Below are 21,036 nucleotides of genomic sequence, written 5' to 3'. Positions count from 1 at the left end.
CTGCCACCGGCAAAGCCGGTGGCACCCACAATCTTTCTCTCATGAAGTCTCCGCATCCGCCCTCCTTGCCGGGCGGAGCGGTTTCGTGCGAGCCGGAGACGGATATGAGCGGCTACATACTTTCAATCGACCAGGGCACGACATCGTCGCGCGCGATCGTCTTCGATGGCGGCATGAAAATGGCCGGCTCGGCGCAGGCGGAGATCACCCAATATTATCCGCAGCCCGGATGGGTGGAGCACGACGCGGCCGAAATCTGGCAGTCCGTCGTCGATACGGTGCGCAAGGCGATCGCCGACGCCGGTCTCGATGCCGCCGCCATTACCGCGATCGGCATTACCAACCAGCGCGAGACGGCGGTCGTCTGGGACCGCAGATCCGGCAAACCGCTTCACCGCGCGATCGTCTGGCAGGACAGGCGCACCGCCGAAATGTGCGAGAGCCTGAAGGCCGACGGATACGAGAAGCTGTTTTCCGCCAAGACCGGCCTGCTGCTCGACCCCTATTTCTCAGGAACCAAGCTGCGCTGGCTGCTCGACAATGTCGACGGCCTGCGTGCGAAGGCTGAGGCGGGCGATGTCTGCTTCGGCACGATCGACAGCTGGCTGATCTACAACTTGACGGGCGGCGGTGTGCACGCCACCGATGCGACCAACGCGTCGCGAACACTGCTTTATAATATCGACGACGGCGTTTGGGATGAGGAACTGCTCGGCATTCTCGGCATTCCGGCCGCGATGCTTCCCGAGGTCAGGGAATGCGCCGATGATTTCGGCCGCGTCGACCAGGCGCTGTTCGGTGCGGAGCTTCCGATCCTCGGTGTTGCCGGCGACCAGCAGGCAGCAGCGATGGGCAATGCCTGCTTCGAGCCCGGCATGATGAAATCCACTTACGGTACCGGCTGCTTTGCCCTGCTGAACACCGGCAGGGATCGCGTTTCCTCCTCCAACCGGATGCTGACGACGATCGCCTACCGGCTCGACGGCGAGACGACCTATGCGCTCGAAGGCTCGATCTTCATCGCCGGCGCCGCCGTGCAATGGCTGCGAGACGGCCTCGGCATTATCGATCAGGCATCGGAGGCGGGGGTGCTTGCGGCCAAGGCCGATCCCGGGCAGCAGGTCTATATCGTCCCCGCCTTCACCGGCCTCGGTGCGCCCTATTGGGATCCGGCCGCGCGCGGCGCGATCTTCGGCCTGACGCGAAACAGCGGACCGGCGGAATTTGCCCGGGCCGTGCTTGAATCCGTCGCCTATCAGACGCTCGATCTGCTGGTCGCGATGAAGAAGGACTGGGGCGTCAACCAGCTGGAAACCGTGCTGCGCGTCGATGGCGGCATGGCGGCTTCGGACTGGACGATGCAGTGCCTGGCCGATATGACGGGGAACCCGGTCGACCGCTCGGCGATCCGCGAGACGACGGCGCTCGGCGCCGCCTGGCTTGCCGGCTCGAAAGCCGGCATCTGGCCCGGCAGACGGGATTTTGCGCAGGCCTGGGCCTGCGACCGCCGTTTCAACCCCTCGATGGAGGAGAGCGAACGGCAGACCAAGATCATCGGCTGGAAGAATGCCGTCTCGCGGATGATTTCGGACGCCTCGGCGGGGTAGAACAGTTTCCGAGAATACGACCGCGACGGCGCTTCTCTCAGGCGCGCCCTGTAGTCTTTCGGTTGATGAAGCTCACGGCGAGTACGGCAAAGATCAGCGTTCCCGTGCCGACCTGCTGCCAATAGAAGTTCAGATCGGTCAGCAGCAGCCCGTTGGCGACGATGCCGAGCAGCAGCGCGCCGAGAACGGTGCCGCCGACATTCGGCCGCCCGAGCGGGCTGAGCGTCGTGCCGATGAAGGTCGCGCCGATCGCGTTCAGCAGGAAGGCATTGCCCGAGGACGGGATGTAGGTGGTGACGGTTGCGGTCAGGATCAGGCCGGCGATTGCCGCGATCAACCCGACCAGGATGAACGTCACCGCGACATGGGCAGGGGCTGCGATGCCGGAATAGCGCACGACGCCCGGCTGAATGCCGATCGACAGGATGACGCGGCCGAAACGCGTGCGGGCAAATACGACGGCAGCGACCGCGATGACGACGATGGCGACGGCAAGCGGCACCGGAAAGCCGGCGATCGTGCCGTGGCCGAGGAAACGGAAAGCCTCGGGCACGCCGTTCGGCGGCAGATAGACCGGATTGCCGCCATTGGTCAGCAACTGCTGGACGCTGCGGCCGATGAACAGCGTGCCGAGCGTGGCGAGGAATGGCGACACGCCGATCCCGGAGATCAGAAACGCGTTGAAGGCGCCGACGAACGCGCCGGCCGCCAGTCCCGCCAGTGCTGCGATCGCCACCGGCTGCCCGGTAAGCACGAGCGAGACGAAAGCGAAGCTGGCAAAATCCATCGCCGTTCCCACCGAAAGATCGATGCCCCCCGACGCGACGGCAAAGGTCATGGCGATGGAGACGATGGCAAGCAGCGTGAAATTATTGACCAGGATGCTCTGCAGGTTCGCAAGCGTCAGGAAGGTCGGCGTTATCAAGGAGAAGGCGGCAAATACCACGATCAGCGCGAGGATCAGCCCATAGCGCAGCAGGCCGCCGGCGATCACGCGGGCCAAGCCTGTGGTGGCGGGTGTGGGGGTCTGGAGCGACATGGTCAGGCCTCCTGCCGGCGAAGCAGCGTGGTCGCGGAAACGACGATGAGAATGAGCACGCCCTGGACGCCGCTGACCAGCGTGCTCGATATGTTCAGCAGCTGGAAACCGTTGGTGAGGAAGCCGACCAGCAGAGCCGAAAGCAGCGTCCCGGTGACCGTCGGAACCAGCCGGCGCGAAAAGACCGCGCCGAGCAGGGCCGTGACGACGACGGGCAGCAGCATCTCGCCGGAACCGGTCGTGCTGCCGCTCAGATAGGAAACCGACAGGATACCGGCTATGCCGCCGGAGATGCCGCTGGCGACGAAAGCGCCGGCGAGCAGGCGGCGAAGCGGCAGGCCGGCGGCACGCGCCGCATCCGGAAACTCGCCAACGGCATAAAGACGCAGGCCGATCGGGGTATATTGCACGATCGCTGTCGCAATCGCCGTGAAGCCGAGGAGCACGTAGGCAAGAACCGGTATGCCGAAAGGATCCGAAGCCGAAAGTGCCGATAGGAAGGGCGTCGAGGCCGGCAGGACGGTATTGCCGGTCAGCACCAGTTCCAGACCGGCGACGATATTCATGACGGCAAGGGTGGCGAGCAGCGGCACGATGCCGGCATAGACCACGGCAATGGCATTCACCGTGCCGATTAACGCGCCGGTGAGAATCGATGCTGCGATCGCTGTCGCATCGCCATAGCCGAGTTGCGTCAGGCTGGCATAAACGGCGGCGCTGAGGCCCATATTGGCTGCCAGCGACAGGTCGATGCCGCCGGTGACGACATTGGAGCCGCCGGCAATCAGCACGACCGTCAGTCCAATGGCAAGCACGCCCGAGATGGCCGATTGGCCGAGCACGTTGCCGATATTGCCGATGCTGAGGAAATAGGGCGCGGTCAGCGAGAAGATCAGCAGGATGGCGGTAAAAGCGATCAGCGATCCGAAGCGCAAAGCCGCAGCCGCAATATTGCCGGCCGGCCGGGCAGGCGATTCCCCGGCGGCAAAGCCGGAAGGCGCGAATTCCACTTCAGCCGACATGGCGCTGTCCCTCGGATGATCCGGTCGATTGCGCCAGCACGGCATCCGCACTGGTTTCCGACGATATGAATTCGCGCGCCACGCGGCCGCGGAAGAGCACGAGGATGCGATCGGTGATGCCGATGAGTTCGGGCAGATCCGAAGACAGCACGATGACGCCGGCGCCGCGCGCCGCAAGTTCGCCGATCAGCGTGTAGATCTCGACCTTGGAGCCGATGTCGACTCCAACAGTCGGCTCGTCGAGGAGATAGACCTCGGAGCGGCGGCTCAGCCATTTGGCGATGGCGATCTTCTGCTGGTTGCCGCCCGAAAGCGTGCGCAGCAGGGCATTCCGCCCATTGGTTTTCACCTGCAGGCGGGTGATCAGTGCATCGACCTCGCTCTGTTCGCGTCTGCGATCGAGAAAGCCGAAACGCGTGAAGCGGCCAAGGCTTGAAAGGCTGATATTTTCCGCGACGCTGAGGTCGAGCGCGACGCCGTGACGGCGGCGATCTTCCGGCACCAGTGCGATCTCGCGGCCGGCCGCCTGCGTCGGGCTGGCAAAACGGGCAGGCTTGCCGTTGATTTCGATGTGGCCGGCAACCGGTGTCTCCAGTCCGAAGAGAGTGCGAACCAGCTCCTTTGCGCCGGAGCCGAGCAAGCCGGTGAGGCCGAGCACCTCGCCGCGGCGAAGCGTGAAGCTGACGTCGCTGTATTTTCCCGGCGCCGACAGTTGCTCGACCTTGAGGATCGCCTCGCCAAGCGTCACCTGCGGCTTCGGAAACATCTCCTTGATATCGCGCTCGACCATCAGCCGGGCAATCGCTGCGGCCGACGTCTGCCCGATCGGCAAGGAGGCGACATCCAGCCCGTTGCGCAGCACGGTGACGTGGTCGCAGAGTTTTTCGATTTCGTTCAGATAATGCGAGATGTAGATGATGGTGACGCCTTCATCGCGCAGGCGGCGGATCAGCCGGAAGAGGATATCGGCCTCGCGGGCCACCAATGCGGCCGTCGGCTCATCGAAGACGAGCACCTTCGGCTGATTGAGGAGGGCGCGGGTGATTTGCACGATCTGCTTTTCGGCCGTCGACAATTCGCCGATCAGGGCGGCGTTCGGCAGACGGATGCCGAAATAGTCGTTGAGAATATCGGATGCGCGGCGCTGCATCTGCCGCCGGTCGAGGAAGGGCGTGCCCGCTATCCGCGGTTCCCGGCCGAGGAAGAGGGCTTCACCGACGGTGAATGTCGGCACCAGCAGCCGGTCCTGGTGAATGAAGTGGATGCCGAGCTCTTCGGCAAGATGCGGCGTCAGCCTGTCGAATGTTTGCCCTTCGATCCCGATCCGGCCGTCATCCGGCTGGTGAAGGCCGGCCAGCAGCTTGATCAGCGTCGACTTGCCGGCGCCGTTCTGGCCGACGAGACCGTGGATGGTGCCGCGCCTGACGATCAGCGACGCACCGGCCAGCGCCTGCGCACCGCCGAAATGCTTGACGATGCCTTCGAGGCGGATGATGTCGTCTGGCGCCGTCACCGGCGGGCTCAACGAATTGGCCGTCATATCGATCTTTCCGGGCGAGTAGATGTTGGACGATCCGGCACGGCCGGATCGTCCGTGAGCCTTGTCAGCCGATGCCGAGTTTCTTGCTGACTTCGCCGACATTGGCCTTGTTGGCGAGCAGCGCGGAAACATAGGTCTCGCGCGGTAGGGTCTGGCCGGCGAGCAGCTTGGCGACGTTGCGGATGGCAGTGCGGCCGATTTCGGCCGGCTGCTGCGCAACGTCGGCCCCAGCCGGCGAATTCGGATCGGCGACGAGTTGCAGCACCTCAGGACTGCCGTCGACGCCGTAGGTGCGGATCTCGGTACGGCCGGCAGCCGCCAAAGCCTGGGTCGCGCCAAGCTGCGGAATATCCCAGGCCGACCAGATTGCCTTGATCGAACCCTTTTCCGGATATTTGTTGAGGATTGCAGTGATCTGCGTGAAGGCGTCCTGCACAGTATTCGGGATCACGTCGCGCAGTTCCGGCTCAAGAATTTTCACCTTCGGGAAATATTTGACGACATTGACCAGCTGGTCATAGCGGATCGCGCAAGGGGTGACGCCGTAGAAGCCGTTGAAGACGACGATATTGCCTTCGCCGCCGATATCGGAGACGAGCTGCAGCGCCAGGTCCTTGCCGATGCCCCAATTGTCGGAGGTGGTGTTGTTGATCGAATTGGTCGAGCCGACGTCGACGGTCAGAACCGGGATGCCGGCGTCACGCGCCTTCTTCAGCCAGGGATCGATGACGCTGAGCGTGCCGAGGATTTGCACGATCGCATCCGGCTTCTGGGCGATCAGCGTCTGCAGCTGCGAAACCAGCTTGCCGTCGTTGCGCCCGGCATCGACGGCGATCGGCTCGCCGCCGAGGCGCTTCACCTCCTCGATCTGGGCGTTATAGGCCTGCAGGTCGAAGAAATGATCGGTGCCGGTGGCGCTGATGGCGATGCGCTTGCCTTTCAGCGACAGTTCCTCGCCGGCTGCCAAGACCGTTTTCTGCCCGACAAGCGAAGCGCCGGCGACGGCGACCCCGGCCGCTGCGGACAGTTTCAACAGGTCTCGTCTTCCGAAGCGGCTTCCGGACTTTTCGATGCTCATGACCATTCTCTCCAATTAAGTTATTTCTATAAATTAAGTAGACTAATTAGAATGAGGAGAAAGGAATTTCCAAAAAGGCGCTCTCTGAGAAAAAGACTGGGTGGATCACAAGCTCGTTCATGGCCGGGGTTTGCCGCAAACGATCGATGGCACGTGGTAGGGGATCATGCCGGCAATCCCGCAGGCCTTGTTCAAGCTATTCGTTAATCGTCTCGCCGAGTTCGGAAAGATCGATGCCTTGGGTGCCGAACCGCCAGTCCGGACTTATAATCCGTCTCCATCGGCAGCTCAGCAAACGATGCACTTGATCATCGGTCCACTTGAGACTAAATATAACCTCAAGTGAAACGGAGCCACTGTCATGATGGGATTTGCTGTCGTTGCCGACGTTCTCGGACTGCCTGCCAGGGAACCGGCGTCGCGTTCGGCCTTCGGCCTGCTCTCCAGCATCGAGGCGGGATTGCCGGTCAAGGCGCTTGACCGCATGGCGCTGCTTCTGGCCCCAAGCGACGCCCAGTTCAAATATCGGCTCGTTCCCAAGGCCACCTATGAACGGCGCAAGTCCAAGCATCGGCTCTCCTCCGACGAGGGCATAAGGCTCGCCCGTCTCGCGCGTGTCTGGGGGCTGGCACTCGATGTCTGGCAGACCGAGGCCGAGGCGCGCGATTTCCTGTTTCGCCCGCATGCGATGCTGGAGGACAGGCGGCCGATCGACGTCGTCATCCAGAGCGAGATCGGCGGCGAGCTCGTGCTCGATATCCTTGGAAGCCTGAAATACGGCAGCGCTGCGTGAGCGCACAGCTTCTTGACCGTACGCTGACATCCGTCCGTATCGGAGATCCGAACGGAACCTACCCGATCTTCGATGCCACCGGCTCGACCATCGCGCCGGGGCGGTGGAACACGTCAGGCAGCCCGATCATCTATACGAGCGAGCACTATTCGACGGCGCTGCTCGAAAAGCTCGTCCATGGCAGCGGCAGGCTGCCTCCCAATCAGCATTACGTCACGATATCAATGCCGCGCGGGCTCAGCTACGAGATCTTCTCCGAGCCGGCGCTGCCGGGCTGGGACAGCATGCCGGCCGGCGTCAGCAAGATTTTCGGCGAAAAGTGGTGCCAGGAAAAGCGCAGCGCCATCCTGCTGGTGCCGAGCGTCGTTGCCCGGGTGGATCGCAACGTGCTGATCAACCCGGCCCATCCGGAATTCCCATCGATCACGGTCAGCCTCCACCAACCCGTCTACTGGGACCGCCGGTTGTTCGGCATGTGATCAGCTCAATTTTTCGCGATCTCTCTTCGGGCATCAATGCCGCGACCTCCTGCCCTCGCTGCCAGGCACGGCGGCCTGGTCATGCTCCCGCACTCCTTTCGACCGTTGCAATCGCCCGGAGCGCGCAAGGTCCGAATCTCGTTCTCATTTACCTTAAGAAGTAAGGCAAATTTGGTGCGTGGCTATGACGCACGGCAGTCCAATTGACTCCTAAACTTGGGCATGTAATTGCTGATCCAATTTTGAAAATGCAAGTAGAATATATGTATCATCTCGGCGAAGTTGTAATACGGCGACTGCAGGAAAAGTTGATTAGATCGGTAAGGAAATTTGTTAGTAGAGAGCAGCCTTACGTTATAATGGATTTTCCATCCACTAAAGATCCCGGCCACCACGCAAGTTGGCTGGGATTGGCAAAGGTATTGCAGGAGGTAACAGGGCGCCTGCCGGTACTTACCGGCGGCTCTCTTCAAAGTATTAACGAGATAAAATCCACGCCCGGCGACGCTCCAATATTCATTTGCGGCTGGTCAGACTTCGGAGATGCGCGGACCGGAAGAGAAGATATTCGCTATCGGCTGGCGTGCAAATATCCGGATCGAACCATCATTCAGATGCCTCAAACAATCGATTTCGCCAACGAGGCACTGATGGAGTACGCGAAGCGCACGATCGGGAGGCATCGCAAATTTTTCTTTATGACGCGCGACGAGCAGAGTTTCGAGCTGGCAAAAGCGAACTTCGATTGCGATGTCGAGGCTGGGCCGGACGCGGCATTCGGTATCGACCTGCTTAAACCGTTCGAAGCCGATCCTCTCAGGGCATTATATGTTATGCAGCCTTTTGGAGAGGACGACGTCGACATAACTGACGCCCGAGCGATCGTTGGCGGACCCCTTACCAATTGGATCAACGGTCCGGATAATTTGTCGCGCCTGCGCAAGGCGAGTGTCGTCAAGGCCGTAATGCGGCGTGGCTTTAGCCGTTCCGAGATGGTGGCCCAACATTACGAGGATGTCGCTGCTCGCTATGTCGATTATGGCGTGAAGATGCTATCCGGCGCGCAACGGATTATCACCAACCGCCTCCATGGTCATACTCTTTGTCTTTTGCTCAATAAGCCGCATGTCGCGGTTGCGAGAAACGGAAGCAGGCTGCACGACTTCATCGGTAGCTGGACCGGCGACACTTTGCTGGTGGAGAAAGCGACAAATGCCAGTGAGCTTTTGGCGGCCATGTCCCGCCTCCCGTATGAGATGAACGGCACCTGGTACAAGTCGAGTAGACCGATAGATCTGCGTCCGGGTCTTCCCGCCCCGGATCTCGTCCCTCATCCCTCTATAGTTTGATTCCCTGTAGGAGCTCAGTTTTGTCGGTTGTACGAGACGATGATATTCTATTCAGCCATGTCAATAAGAACCGATCCGCCGCAGCCGTAACGGGTGCCTTCTGGTCGGCGATGAGCACGCTCATTCCGACAGTCCTCACCTTCGCAGTTTTCGTGGTGACGTCTCGAGTCCTCCAGCCTCAGGATTTCGGTCTTGTTGCGCTGGCATTCAGCATCGTGTCGTTTGCCGGCAGTTTTGGACCGACCGCATTTGGTGAAGCAATCATACAGCGATCCGAAATAAGGCGAAGCCACCTCGATACGATATTTATGCTTTCGCTTGCTTTTTCATTCTTGGTCTATGGCGTTTTGTGTGTCGCCGCTTCGCCCATCGCGGCCTACGTGGGACATAAGGAAATCACGTCCCTTATCTACATCATGGGACTGAAGGTGTTCTTCGACTTCACGGCCGTCGTTCCGAATGCGATCGTCAACAGGAAGATGTCATTCCACCTCGTCGCCGTCCGGACTGTTATCGCCACAATTACTTCTGGTTGTATTTGCCTTGTTTTGGTTCTCGCGGGTTTCGGCTTGTGGGCGCTTGCGATTGCCCAGATCGCGGCCACGGCGGCATCATGCGGCGCTGCTTTCTGGGGTGCAGGGTGGTCGCCCGGGCTTCACGTGAAGAGAGAAAGCCTGAACGATCTGCTGCACTACGGCTTTTTTGCATCCGGCACTCGGTTCTTACAAACGATGAGCTTGGACAATTTGATCATCGGCGTGCTCCTGAGCCCGTCAGCGCTCGGTATCTATAATTTCTCGAAGCGTTTGTTCGATATGATCAACAACGTCATCGCCGGGGGCTTAACATCGGTCACCCACGTCTTGCTGTCCTCGTTGCGAACCGATCCGAAGAAGGTTCGAGAAGCATTTTTGATGGCGACGTTTGGCTGCGCCCTGGTTTCCTACCCCGTCTTCATCGGCCTTGCCGCAGTTGCCGGCGATGCGATCACGACAATTTTCGGTGCGCATTGGATCGAGGCCGTTTGGCCGGTTCGGTTCTACTGCGTTATCGGGTTGATGGCTGGGATCGGCTACGTGCAGGCATCCTTGATCAAGAGCCAGGGGGAGATGGATTGGTGGTTCTACTACCAGCTGGCACGAAATCTCCTCACGCTCGTGACGATCGCAGTTCTTTATCCTTTCGGCGTCACAATAGTTGTTTTCGCGATTATGATCGAAGTTCTGTTGTTTTGGCCAATCACCAGCTGGAAGGTTTCGCGCCACATCGAGCTGAGTGTCGGGGCCTATCTGATGCAGTTTCTTCGGCCCAGCTTGGCTTGTGCAGGAATGGTCGCTGTGGTTTTGCTCCTGCATGAATCGCTCATTCATTGGTCCCCCTATCCACGTCTGGCCGTGGAAATCGTCGCCGGCGGAATTGCATATTGCTGCCTGATCTTTGTTCTGTGCAGATCTCATCTCAATGTCTTGATCGGCAGTATAAAGCAGGTACGACAGCGCAAAACCAACAGGGACGAGCTTGTCGACCCTGTGGCACATCAATCGTGATATCGGGGCTCCTCCGCAGACCAGCCTTGCGGAGGAGCCACTGATGCGCAAAGTGGTCGGCACGGATGTCAGTTTCAATCCACCGCATCTGAACGCCGCTCAGGCACAAGCGAATAGGATATCGATCAGATGACCAGTCTCGACCGCGGTTATTCGCCATCGACGATTGACGCCGCAGAAGTCTCGAATCCCGACCGCAGCCGTTACTATTCCCTGGATGCAATGCGCGGCTTTGCCGCGATCTGTGTTGTCGCCACACATTTCCAGGAACGATATGCCCCGTCGGCCTATCTGGCGGTCGACTTTTTCTTCGTACTCAGCGGGTTTATTATCGCCGAGATTTATGGAAAACGGCTTGCACGTGGCCTGCCGTTCCCGGCGTTCATGGCGGCTCGAATCAAGCGCCTTTATCCGCTCTATTTGATCGGAATTTTGGTCGGTCTCGTACAGATCATATTGTTAACAGGCTGGGGCCTGAGACATCAGAGCGTCATTGACCTGTTGGCGTCGACCGTTGCCAACGGGATTTTTCTGCCCAGCCCGATGTATTTTCTTCAAGCCAACCCAATGCAGGGTATGTTTCCAATCAATGGCCCTGCATGGTCGATGTTCTGGGAGCTGTTGGTAAACATAGTCTTCGCGCTATGGCTCTTCCGGCTCTCTGTCCGTGCCCTTTGCCTCGTCGCTTTGGTTTCAGCTGCGCTTTTGGCCTTTGTGGGTCTTAAGTACGGTGTGTTGAATATCGGCTGGGAATGGCCTTCCGCAATAGGTGGTCTCCCAAGGGTCATGTTTTCATTTACTGCAGGGGTCGTGATCAGCCGTCTATTCGGTGGCATGCCGGCCTGGAGGAAAGGTTGGACAGCGATCCTGCCGTGCCTTCTTCTGATGATTTTCATGGCCGCGCCGGTTCCTTCCCTCCTGCGGCCTTATTACGATCTGATGTTCGCGATGGCCCTGGCGCCGCTCATCGTGATGCTTGGCCTCTTTCTGGAGATGCCTGGAAAAGCCGAGAGGTTGGCGACGTGGGTGGGCTATATCTCCTACCCCGTCTACATTCTGCACCGCGGTGTGATCGGTGTTTTCAAGCCAGTCGCCGGGTCGGTCGGATTGAGCGGCCCTCTCGCTTTTTTCGTGCTTCTCAGCGCGGTCGTGTGTTTCGCTTACGGAACGGCTCGTCTCGTAGACAAAACCATGACCATGCGGGCTCGGCCAGCTCGATAAGCCGTCAACGGATCTCGTCTGATTATGCGCTCTGCCGCGGCGAGCGCGCCATCAGCCGGGCATAGGCGATGGCCGAGAGCATGTTGACGTGGTTGGCCTTGCCGGTGCCGGCGATGTCGAAGGCGGTGCCGTGGTCGACCGAGACGCGGTCGATCGGCAGGCCGAGCGAGACGTTGACCGCCGTCTCGAAGGCAACGAGCTTGATCGGGATATGGCCCTGGTCGTGATATTGGGCGATGACGAGATCGAAGGCGCCGTTATAGGCGCGGGCGAAGACCGTATCGGCCGAGATCGGTCCGACGACGTCGATACCCCTAGCCTGCGCCTGTTCGACGGCGGGGGCCAGGAATTCCATGTCCTCGGTGCCGAATAGGCCGTTTTCGCCGCAATGCGGGTTGAGACCGGCAACGGCGATGCGCGCCTTCTTGCCGAGCCGCAGGAAGTGCCGGTGGCCGGCCTCGATGGTGGCGAGAACCCGCTCCGTCCTCGCGCGCTCGATCGCCCCCTTCAGCGAGATATGGGTGGAAACATGGATGGTGTTCAGCCGCTCGGAGGCAAGCAGCATGAAGGAACTCTTCGAGCCGGTGAGATGGGCGAGAAGCCCGGTATGGCCGTCATGGTGATGGCCGGCAAGGTTCATCGCTTCCTTGTTGATCGGCGCAGTGACGATGACATCGGCTTGCCCTGACATGGCGAGGTCGACGGCGCGGGTGATATAGCGCACCGAGGCATCGCCGGCGACCGGGCTGACCTTGCCGATTTCGGGCAGGGCCGCACTGAGTGCGACTTCATCGACGGCGATCCTGTCGCCGCCGGCATGGGCAGGACCGAATTTCAGGCCGGCGCCCGTGGCGCGGTCGGCGCGCTCCAGCGCTTCGACATTGCCGACGATGACGAAGTCGCGGCGCTCTTCTTTGGGAAGGGCCGCCAGGGCCTTGACGATCACCTCGGGGCCGACGCCGGCGGGATCACCAAGCGTCACGGCGACTTTCGCATTCCTGTCCATCGTCAAAATCCCTTCTAGAACGCGGCTGCGTAGATCGAGCGGATGTCGGAGCGCGTCAGATCGCGCGGATTGTTGTCGAGCAGACGGCGGATGGCAAAGGCGTCGTCGGCCATGGCGTCAAGATCGCTTTCCGGCACGCCGAGCGCGGAGAGTTTCATCTCGATGCCGAGCTCGGCGCAGAAAGCGTAAGCCGCATCGAAGACGGATGCGATGTTGTCGGAGGTCCGGCGCCCGAGCGCCTCCATCACCGTTTTCGTCTTCTCAGGGGCCGCCGGCGTGTTGAAGGCAAGCACATGCGGGAAGATCAGCGCATTGGCCGCACCATGCGCCACATGCCAGCGCGTGCCGAGGGGGTAGGCAAGCGCATGGCCGCCGGCGGTGTTGACCGGGCCGAGGCAGAAGCCGCCGTAAAGCGAGGCGAGCGACAGGCCGGCGCGCGCTTCAGCGTCGTTGCCGTCCTTGACGGCGCGGGCGAGATATTTGCCGACCAGCCGCGTTCCCTCGATCGCATAGATGTCGACCATCGGATGGGCCTTGCGGTTGGTGAAGGCCTCGACGCAATGGGCCATCGCGTCGACGCCGGTGGCGGCCGTGGTGCGCGCCGGCACGGTAAAGGTCAGGGCCGGATCGATGACTGCGATGTCGGCCAGCATGTGCAGGCTTTCGACCGCAAGCTTGGCCATCGTCTTGGGATCGGTGACGAGCGCGCGGATGCCGGCCTCGCTGCCGGTGCCCGAGGTCGTCGGCACCTGGGCGAGTGCCGCCTTGCGCGGCCCATGCACCTTGTTCGGGCCGACGACGTCATGCAGGGTCTGCGCGGAGCCGGCAAGAACGGCGGCAAGTTTTGCCAGGTCCATGGCGCTGCCGCCGCCGAATCCGACGATCAGCTCGGCGTCGGCGCCGTTCGCCGCCGCGAGCACCTTTTCGAGGTTGGCCGTATCCGGCTCGGGCGTCACTTCGGCAAAGACCGTCACCTCGCCCTTCAATTCCAGCACGTCGATGCGTGAGGCGTTGAAAGCATCGGAGATGACAAGCGTGCGCCGATAGTCCTTTTCGGCAGCCCATTTGCCGAGCTTTCCCGCCGTGCCGATGCCGAATTCGATCAGATGCGGCCGAACGATCGTGATCGGCGAATCCAAGCTGGCCATGAACCAGTCCTCCCTGCAAGATCTTGCGGCAACAATTTCGTCGCCCTCTTTATTGTAAAGTTGTAAGATCAATGTCAAGCCGGCATTCCAAGGTACGGAAATTTTTATCGTCTGATATGTGGTCGCTTATGTCCTCGATGAGGCGGTAGTATGTTATTATATACAATAATATCAACGCGTTAGAGAAAATTATCGAGGGGGATGCTTTTCGGGTGCGAAGGGTCTGGCCGTCATTCGCCGGCGCACGCCTCTTGTCAATTTCTTGTCGCCTGGTCGGTTCAATGCCGACGGCCCTGCATCCTTTCGCGCGCGATCGGATGCAAGTTTACAATCTTCCGGCTGCCGCGTCGCTTACGGCAGCAATTGCGGTGCAAGGCGCACATATTTGATGGCGCGCCGGTAATAGGTGTAGGCGATATGGAGCGTGCCGTCGCCGCCCTGGATGATCGAGGGATAGGAGAATTCGCGGTTCAGCGAATCCTTGGAATTGTTGCTGAGGCAGAAGCCGTCACCGGTATCGAGATCGATGCGATACGGAAAACTCCTGGCCCCATCCTTCGAGATTGCAAGGCTGAGCGGTGCCCGCGGAACGCCCCAGATCGCCTTGCGGCCGACATCGGCGACAATAACGGCCTCCGAGGCCTCGCCACCCTCGATTTCGTCGTAGAGAGATTGGCGCCGCGCATCCGAGGTACTTGCATTCGAATGGTTGTAAACCATTGCGATTGCTCCATCATTCAGCACGGTTGCCTGGATCGAGGAGTTGTTGTTCGGCAGTTCGGTCGGCTCGGGCGCGCTCCAGCTCTCGCCGCCATCGGACGACCGGCTGGAAAGAATGTTTTCGGCGAAACGGTTGCGGTAGAAGGCGATCATCTCGCCGCCGCCGAGCGGCAGGATATTCATGTGCACGGCGCCAATGCTGTCCGGAATATCGCGCATCTGCCAGCTCGCGCCGCCGTCGCGCGAGATCAGCACCGCAGCCGTATCGGCATCACCGCTCCAGCGCTGGCCGCTAAGGCCGACGCAGCGGAAGACCGGCAGCAGCCAGTCGCCTCTGCCGTTGACGACGATCTGCTGGCGAACGAAGGTGCCGGGGCTGTCGCAGAGGATGCGAACCGGGCCGAAGCTTTTGCCGCCGTCATCCGATATCCGGCATTTGACAATCGAGCCATCCTGGTTGCCCGAGGTCTGCGAGGTATAGAGCAGCCACGTCTTTCCGTCCGGGGCGTTGAAAATCAATGGGTTCTGCTCGGATTTCTCGGGATCGTCGCTCATCTTTTCCGGCTCGGACCAGCGCTCGGAGCCGGGCGCCAGCCGCGACATGTAAATCGAAATATCGCCCATGCCCTCCATCGTGCCGCCGAACCAGACGCAGCTCAGCGTACCGTCGAGCAGAAAGGCGAGATTGGCTGCATGGTTCTGGATGCAGGGCGAAGGCAGATAGGCATCGGCGCGCCCTTCGACTGAAGGATGAGGGGCAACGATCCCGGTCATCAAAGCGGGCACGGCTTCCGAAGGCAGGCCGGTAAAACTCATGGCGGATCTCCTCAAGGCAGCTTGGCGTAGCTTTCGGCGAGCGCGGCATAGTCCGTCTCATCAAGCGGCAGCAGCGGGGCGCGCGTGCGCTTCCAGGCGGGATTGCCGGTCTTCAATCCCACCATTGCCTTGATGGTCGGGATCTGGACATAGGAATTGGAAAGCGTGCGATAGGCGTTGATGCGTGCTTGCGCCGCCTCGACCTCGGCGGCACGCGCCTCGTCATGGACATGGTCGTAGATGGTGCGCAGCGAATCCGCCACCAGATTGGAGGTGGCGGTGATGCAGCCGGCGCCGCCGGCCTTCATCAGCGGCAGCAGCAGCGGATCGGCGCCGGCCAGGACCGAGAAACCGGGATGGGCTGCGATGATGGCCTGCATGTTATTGAAATCGCCGGCAGATTCCTTGATTCCGACGACCGTTTCCGGGAAGGCCGCAATCAGCCGGCCGATCAGCGGAATGGAGAGCGGCACGCCCGAGACCTGCGGAATATGATAGAGGATGACCTGCAGGCGCGTGTCGGCGACCTTTTCCAGAACTTGCGAATAGGCGGCGAAGAGACCGTCGTCGGAGACGCCCTTGTAATAGAAGGGCGGCAGCATCACCACCTTGGTGACGCCGAGCGACAGGGCGTGCCGCGTCAGTTCCACGGTCTCCGGAACGGCGACGACGCCAGTCCCCGGCAAAAGCCTGTCGGCCGGAATGCCGGCCTTCACAGCTGCCTCCAATATGGCGCGGCGCTCGGCTCCGGAGAAGGAATTGGCTTCGCCCGTCGTCCCGAGCAGCGCCACGCCATGACATCCCTCGGCCAGCAGCCGCCGGCAGTGATCGGTGAAAAGGGTGAGGTCCGGCGTATTGTCTGCCGTCAGCGGCGTTGCGGCCGCGCTGAAAACGCCTGTGATCCTGTGGCTCATTCCGCCCTCCTCGGTGCGTCCTGTCTTTTCCGGTGCGCGTTCGAACCGCACGGCTGCACGGGCAATTGTCATTCGTCTGTCGCGATGGATTGCGAAAAGCTTTTCTATTGCAGCGCTTTTGTCAAGAAGACAAAATGCGTTCATTCCGGATTGAAAAATTATCTATTTGTTATTGTTATGATATTTTTCGCCATAAATTTTGTTGCAACAAAAAATGCGATTTTTTGTTGACATATTTACAATAACGAGAGAACGATATGGGACGGATTGTGCTGCGCCTGGCAGGTGCAGGGAGAGCGCTGCCGAATTCACCGTGGGAGGGAATGCCATGTCTTTTGATCAATCTGAAAAAACCAATCTATCGCGCCGCAACGCGCTGAAGCTCGGTCTTGCGGCCGGCGTCGGCCTCACCGTGTTCGGGATGAATGCCCGCATCGTGATGGCCGATGAAGGCCAGGTCCTGAAGGTCGCGCATCCGGCCTTCGACCAGGACTGGTCGCCGCTGCGCGGCGGCGGCAGGACGTTCCGCTGGAATTCGATCTGGTGGGCGGCGCCGATGTATTTCGACAGCCAGGGCAATATCAAGCCTTACGTCTTCGCCAGCTGGGAATCGGCCGACAACACGGTGTGGACCTTCAAGATCGATCCCAAGGCCGTCTTCTCCGATGGCAGCAAGATCACCGCGGCCGACGTCAAGGGATCTTGGGAAGTCGCCTCGATGCCGAACACCAAGAGCCAGCGCGCCGACCAGGTGCTGAGCAAGGTCAAGGGTTACGCCGAAATCGCCGCCGGCTCCGGCAACGAGCTGACCGGTGTGGCGACTCCTGATGAGGGAACAGTCGTGGTGACGCTCGCCGCTGCCGATCCGATCTTCTTCATGCGCCTGGCAAACCACATCGCGCCGATCACCAAAGCGTCGCAATCGCGCGGCAGCGACGGCGAGGAAATCATCGACTGGTATAAGCCCGAAAACAAGCCGGTCTTCTCCGGCCCCTTCAAGCTGACGAGCATCGATATCGACGCCGGCAAGATCACATTCGAGCCGAATGAGAACTTCTTTGGGTCGAAGCCGAAGCTTGCCCGCATCGACATCACCTCGATCGAGGACAATGTGACGGCGACCTCGCTGATCAAGTCCGGCGAGTTCAACGCCCATACCGAGCTCGTCACCTCGACGATCATCCAGGATCTCGGCCCGGAATTCTCGGCCGGCCCGCTGATCCCGACCAGCCAGCACTTCTGGTTCAACATCTCCCGCGCGCCGATGGACGATCCGAAGGTCCGCCAGGCGCTGATCATGGCGGTCGATCGCGACGGCCTGTTCAAGGCGTCCTATCCCGATGGGCCGCACAAGAAGGCCGATCAGATCCTCAATTCGGTTCCCGGCGCCGACAATTCCGGCTTCGAACCCTTTCCCTATGATCCGGCAGCCGCCAAGAAGCTGCTTGCCGAATCGAGCTATGGCGGGCCCGAGCGCCTGCCGAAGATCCTGTTTGTCGGCATTTCGGCGCCGGCCATCCAGGCCGCCGCCCAGTTCATCGCCGAGCAGTGGCGCCAGAATCTCGGCATCACGGCCGTCGACATGAAGCCGCAGCAGGACGCCTATGCCGGTCCGGATCAGAACTCGGTCCAGATCTTCCGCGACGACGTCGGCACCCGTGTTCCCGATGCCGTCTCCTATCTGGCGGGCAGCATCGCCTCGACCTCGTCGAACGCGCAGAACAAGCTCGGTGGATACAAGAACGACAAGGTCGACAGCGCCCTTGCCGAAGCGGCGACCAAGGCTGCGGACGATCCGCAGCGCATCTCTCTCGCCCAGGCAGCCCAGAAGGCGTTCCGCGAGGATTGGGCCTTTATTCCATGGTATTCTCAGGCAATGTCGCGCTGGGCCACCAAGGAGGTCAAGGGCATGGAGAAGAACCTCGACTGGCAGATCGCCGAACCCTGGAACATTTCCATCGGCTGATTGGGCCTATCGTTTCTGGCGATAAACGCGCGAAGGCCGCAAGGTCTTCGCGCAAATTTCAAGAAGAGATGCGATCGGCTGCGCTTTGCCAAAGCCGGGCCGCATCGACAACAGGTGGGAGGTGGCCTTGCTGCGCTACGTGCTAACCCGGTTTGCCATCTGGATTCCATCCGTTCTGGTGGTGATGCTGGCGGTCTACGCGCTGGCCTTTTATGGCGCCGGCGATCCGATCAAGCTGATCTTCCTGCGCGCGCCGGGCGACGTCGCCTATAATCCGCAGCGCATCGAAGCTATCCGCGAAAGCGCCGGCCTCAACAGGCCCTTCATCGAGCAATTCGGCCTTTACATCTGGAACCTGCTGCACGGCCAGTTCGGCAACTCGCTGACCTCGGGCCGCGCCGTCTGGGCGATGGTCTCGGCTGCGGCCCCGGTTTCCTTCCAGCTTGCCCTCTGTTCCGTCATCCTGACGACCATCGTCGCGATCCCGCTCGGCATGATCGCGGCGCTGAACCAGAATTCGCGCCTCGACTACGCCATTCTAGGCTCCGCGCTCTTCCTCTGGGCGATCCCGGCCTATGTCGCAGGTCCCTTGCTGATGGTCGGCCTCATCGTGCTGCTGCCGGGTGCGAGCGTGCCCTATGGCTGGGGCGGCATCTTCGATGTGCGCATCCTGCTGCCGCTGCTGGTACTTTCCTTCCAGCCGATCGCGCTGATCGTGCGCCAGACCCGGGCCGCCGTCATCGAGGTGCTGTCGGAGGATTTCGTCCGCACCGCCCGCGCCAAGGGCGTGCCCGAGATCGTCGTAGCGCTGCGCCATATCCTGCGGCCGGTGCTGACCCCTGTCGTGACGCAGCTCGGCCTGATCATGATCACCATCGTCAACGGCGCGATCTTCGTCGAACTGGTCTTCGGCCTGCCGGGTCTCGGGCGCCTGACGGTGCAGGCGCTGATCAATTCGGATTATCCCGTCATTCTGGCGATCACGCTGATCGGATCGTTCCTGGTGATGGTGTCGAACCTTTTGGTCGACGTGCTCTATCCGCTGCTCGATCCACGCGCCAATGATGCAAGAAGGAGCCGCTGACCATGTCCGCAATTCCTCTTTCCACCCCCGAAACCATCGAGGAACAGCCGGTCAACCTGTGGCGCGACGCCTGGTATCGGCTGAAGCGCAACAAGCTCGCCGTCTTCGGTCTCGTCATCGTGCTGATCCTCGCTTTCACGGCGATCTTCGGGCCTTACCTGACGCCGTATGACTATCTCGGCCAGGACCTCAACGCCCGCAACGCGCTGCCGTCGATGGGTCATCTCTTCGGAACCGACGATCTCGGCCGTGACGTCTTCAGCCGCGTGGTCTTCGGCACGCGGACCGCTTTCCTCGTTGCCGTCATCGTCACCTTCTTCGCGGTCCTGATCGGCCTCACGCTGGGTGCCGTGGCCGGTTTCTTCGGCAATCCCTTCGATCGCGTCATCATGTGGCTGACCGACGTGACGATGTCGGTTCCCAACCTGCTGCTCGTCGTCGTCATCAATGCGTCGCTGAAGTCGCCGATCACCCGCTGGATGGAGGCGCGTTACCTTGAGACCCTCAATCCCTTCTACCGCCAGACGATATGGGTGGATTTCATCCTCGTCTTCGGCTCGATGGCGCTGATCTCCTGGCCGCCTTACGCCCGCCTGGTGCGCGCCCAGGTCCTGTCGATCCGCAGCCGGCCTTATATCACCGCGGCCCAGGCGCTCGGCCTGTCGAACTGGGTCATCATCAAGCGCTACGTCGTGCCGAATGCGCTCGGGCCGCTGATCGTCTCGGTCAGTGCCGGTCTCGGCACGGCGATGGTGCTGGAAAGCGCCTTCAGCTTCCTCGGTGTCGGTGTCAATCCGCCGACGCCGAGCTGGGGCAACATGATCTCGGACGGCCTTCGCGTCTGGCAGCATTATCCGCATCTTCTCGCCGCTCCGGCGGCCGTGCTCGGCCTCGCCTCGGTTGCCTTCAGCTTCCTCGGCGACGGCCTCAACGACGCGCTCAATCCGCGGGGCAGCAAATGATGGACACGCAAAACAGAGAACGCCTGCTCGATGTCAGGGGCCTCACCGTCGAGATCGACGGCCGCAACGGCCCGGCCGTCGTCGTCGACGGCATCGATCTCCATGTCGACAAGGGCGAGACGCTCGGTGTCGTCGGTGAATCCGGCTGCGGCAAGAGCCTCACCATGCTGAGCCTGATGCGGCTCCTGCCGAACAAGATCAAGGTCGCCAAGGGAACGGCGACCTTTGATGGCCGCGACCTGCAGACCATGTCGAATCGCGAGCTGCGCAAGGTGCGCGGCGGCGATATCGGCTTCGTCTTCCAGGATCCGATGACCTCGCTCAATCCGGTCATGCGCGTCGGCGACCAGATCTGCGAGCCGCTGATCTATCACCGCAAAATGAAAAAGGCGGAAGCTCGCGCCCGGGCGCGTGAATATTTATAAAAACCTTAGAGATCGTCGCGCGGATATTTTTATATAAATATCATTAGGGGTGGCCCATATAGGGCCACCCCCTGATAGATAAGTTTTGTTATTTGGAATTATATGTTGATGCGGCTGTAGCTGCCGATGACAACGCCGCGAACCCGAACCTCGGTATCCTCAGACGGATCGCCGTTCATGATGATCGGCTTGTGCACAGGGTTTGTGCTTCGAGGCTCGAGACGCCAATGATCTCCATCGCTGATCATGGCCTTCAGGGTGATTTCGCGCAGATCATGTCGCCACTGCTCGACGTGAACGATCAGATCGCTGCGCATCTC

The 21,036-nt window shown here is 60.8% G+C and carries 17 protein-coding genes and 2 pseudogenes; 10 read left to right on the top strand and 9 right to left on the bottom strand.

The genetic code is table 11. The features are described 5' to 3' along the window. The first annotated feature begins 104 nt into the window (after positions 1–104). A complete protein-coding gene (gene glpK, locus AF337_RS18740; protein WP_049733235.1) occupies positions 105–1,607 on the top strand; it encodes a glycerol kinase GlpK in 1,503 nt (500 codons plus the stop codon). Positions 1,608–1,644: 37 nt separating this feature from the next. Here glpK and AF337_RS18735 read toward each other — a convergent pair whose 3' ends face one another. The 4 genes from AF337_RS18735 to AF337_RS18720 form a co-directional block, all read right to left on the bottom strand. Then, on the bottom strand, positions 1,645–2,646 hold the full coding sequence (locus AF337_RS18735) for an ABC transporter permease (protein ID WP_049733234.1): 1,002 nt from the start codon (positions 2,644–2,646) through the stop codon (positions 1,645–1,647). Between the two features lie 2 nt (positions 2,647–2,648). Beyond that, positions 2,649–3,668 carry an ABC transporter permease gene (locus tag AF337_RS18730; protein ID WP_049733233.1) on the bottom strand — a complete coding sequence of 340 codons (1,020 nt, stop codon included), beginning with the start codon at positions 3,666–3,668 and terminating at the stop codon, positions 2,649–2,651. Beyond that, the gene (locus AF337_RS18725) at positions 3,658–5,208 is read right to left on the bottom strand and encodes a sugar ABC transporter ATP-binding protein (RefSeq protein WP_049733232.1); all 1,551 of its coding nucleotides are present in this window, start codon (positions 5,206–5,208) and stop codon (positions 3,658–3,660) included. Before AF337_RS18725 ends, AF337_RS18730 begins: the two co-directional genes overlap by 11 nt. Before the next feature lie 64 nt (positions 5,209–5,272). Further along, positions 5,273–6,286: a sugar ABC transporter substrate-binding protein gene (locus AF337_RS18720; protein WP_049733231.1), complete on the bottom strand. Its 1,014-nt coding sequence runs from the start codon at positions 6,284–6,286 to the stop codon at positions 5,273–5,275. Positions 6,287–6,647: 361 nt separating this feature from the next. Here AF337_RS18720 and AF337_RS18710 point away from each other — a divergent pair, with 361 nt between their 5' ends. From AF337_RS18710 to AF337_RS18690, 5 genes are all read left to right on the top strand, one after another. After that, on the top strand, positions 6,648–7,079 hold the full coding sequence (locus AF337_RS18710; RefSeq protein ID WP_049733229.1) for an antitoxin Xre-like helix-turn-helix domain-containing protein: 432 nt from the start codon (positions 6,648–6,650) through the stop codon (positions 7,077–7,079). Further along, a complete protein-coding gene (locus tag AF337_RS18705; protein WP_049733228.1) occupies positions 7,076–7,558 on the top strand; it encodes an RES family NAD+ phosphorylase in 483 nt (160 codons plus the stop codon). The genes AF337_RS18710 and AF337_RS18705 overlap by 4 nt, the downstream gene beginning before the upstream one ends. 263 nt (positions 7,559–7,821) lie before the next feature. Next, positions 7,822–8,907 carry a polysaccharide pyruvyl transferase family protein gene (locus AF337_RS18700; RefSeq protein ID WP_049733227.1) on the top strand — a complete coding sequence of 362 codons (1,086 nt, stop codon included), beginning with the start codon at positions 7,822–7,824 and terminating at the stop codon, positions 8,905–8,907. A gap of 20 nt (positions 8,908–8,927) precedes the next feature. Beyond that, the gene (locus tag AF337_RS18695) at positions 8,928–10,454 is read left to right on the top strand and encodes a lipopolysaccharide biosynthesis protein (protein ID WP_049733226.1); all 1,527 of its coding nucleotides are present in this window, start codon (positions 8,928–8,930) and stop codon (positions 10,452–10,454) included. Positions 10,455–10,583: 129 nt separating this feature from the next. After that, on the top strand, positions 10,584–11,675 hold the full coding sequence (locus AF337_RS18690; protein ID WP_049733225.1) for an acyltransferase family protein: 1,092 nt from the start codon (positions 10,584–10,586) through the stop codon (positions 11,673–11,675). Between the two features lie 22 nt (positions 11,676–11,697). Here the strand turns inward: AF337_RS18690 and pdxA are convergent, their stop codons facing one another. From pdxA to AF337_RS18670, 4 genes are all read right to left on the bottom strand, one after another. Then, entirely contained in the window at positions 11,698–12,681 is a 984-nt protein-coding gene (gene pdxA, locus AF337_RS18685) for a 4-hydroxythreonine-4-phosphate dehydrogenase PdxA (protein ID WP_049733224.1), read from the bottom strand. Between the two features lie 14 nt (positions 12,682–12,695). Continuing rightward, complete coding sequence (locus tag AF337_RS18680) at positions 12,696–13,829, bottom strand: iron-containing alcohol dehydrogenase (protein ID WP_049733223.1); 1,134 nt, start codon at positions 13,827–13,829, stop codon at positions 12,696–12,698. Positions 13,830–14,180: 351 nt separating this feature from the next. Further along, positions 14,181–15,365, bottom strand: coding sequence for a sialidase family protein (locus AF337_RS18675; protein ID WP_049733222.1), 1,185 nt, complete (start codon positions 15,363–15,365; stop codon positions 14,181–14,183). 11 nt (positions 15,366–15,376) lie between these two features. Beyond that, positions 15,377–16,279 carry a dihydrodipicolinate synthase family protein gene (locus AF337_RS18670; protein WP_049733221.1) on the bottom strand — a complete coding sequence of 301 codons (903 nt, stop codon included), beginning with the start codon at positions 16,277–16,279 and terminating at the stop codon, positions 15,377–15,379. A 328-nt stretch (positions 16,280–16,607) separates the two neighbouring features. On the opposite strand from AF337_RS18670, the gene AF337_RS18665 reads away from it, so the two are divergent. From AF337_RS18665 to AF337_RS18650, 4 genes and pseudogenes are all read left to right on the top strand, one after another. Further along, positions 16,608–18,245 (top strand): ABC transporter substrate-binding protein, encoded by a 1,638-nt coding sequence (locus tag AF337_RS18665; protein WP_049733220.1) that lies wholly within the window; start codon positions 16,608–16,610, stop codon positions 18,243–18,245. Between the two features lie 127 nt (positions 18,246–18,372). Continuing rightward, positions 18,373–19,329: an ABC transporter permease gene (locus AF337_RS18660; RefSeq protein WP_049733246.1), complete on the top strand. Its 957-nt coding sequence runs from the start codon at positions 18,373–18,375 to the stop codon at positions 19,327–19,329. A 2-nt stretch (positions 19,330–19,331) separates the two neighbouring features. After that, positions 19,332–20,291, top strand: a complete 960-nt coding sequence (locus AF337_RS18655; RefSeq protein WP_049733219.1) for an ABC transporter permease — start codon at positions 19,332–19,334, stop codon at positions 20,289–20,291. After that, positions 20,288–20,713, top strand: a pseudogene (locus tag AF337_RS18650) (ATP-binding cassette domain-containing protein); the annotation flags it as partial. The gene AF337_RS18655 and the pseudogene AF337_RS18650, both read left to right, overlap by 4 nt. 101 nt (positions 20,714–20,814) lie before the next feature. On the opposite strand, the pseudogene AF337_RS43305 reads toward AF337_RS18650, so the two are convergent. Further along, positions 20,815–21,036, bottom strand: a pseudogene (locus AF337_RS43305) (hypothetical protein); the annotation flags it as partial.

The organism is Rhizobium ecuadorense, assembly GCF_001187535.1.
GTDB classification, from domain to species: domain Bacteria; phylum Pseudomonadota; class Alphaproteobacteria; order Rhizobiales; family Rhizobiaceae; genus Rhizobium; species Rhizobium ecuadorense.
This window is presented reverse-complemented; position numbering and strand designations above follow the sequence as displayed.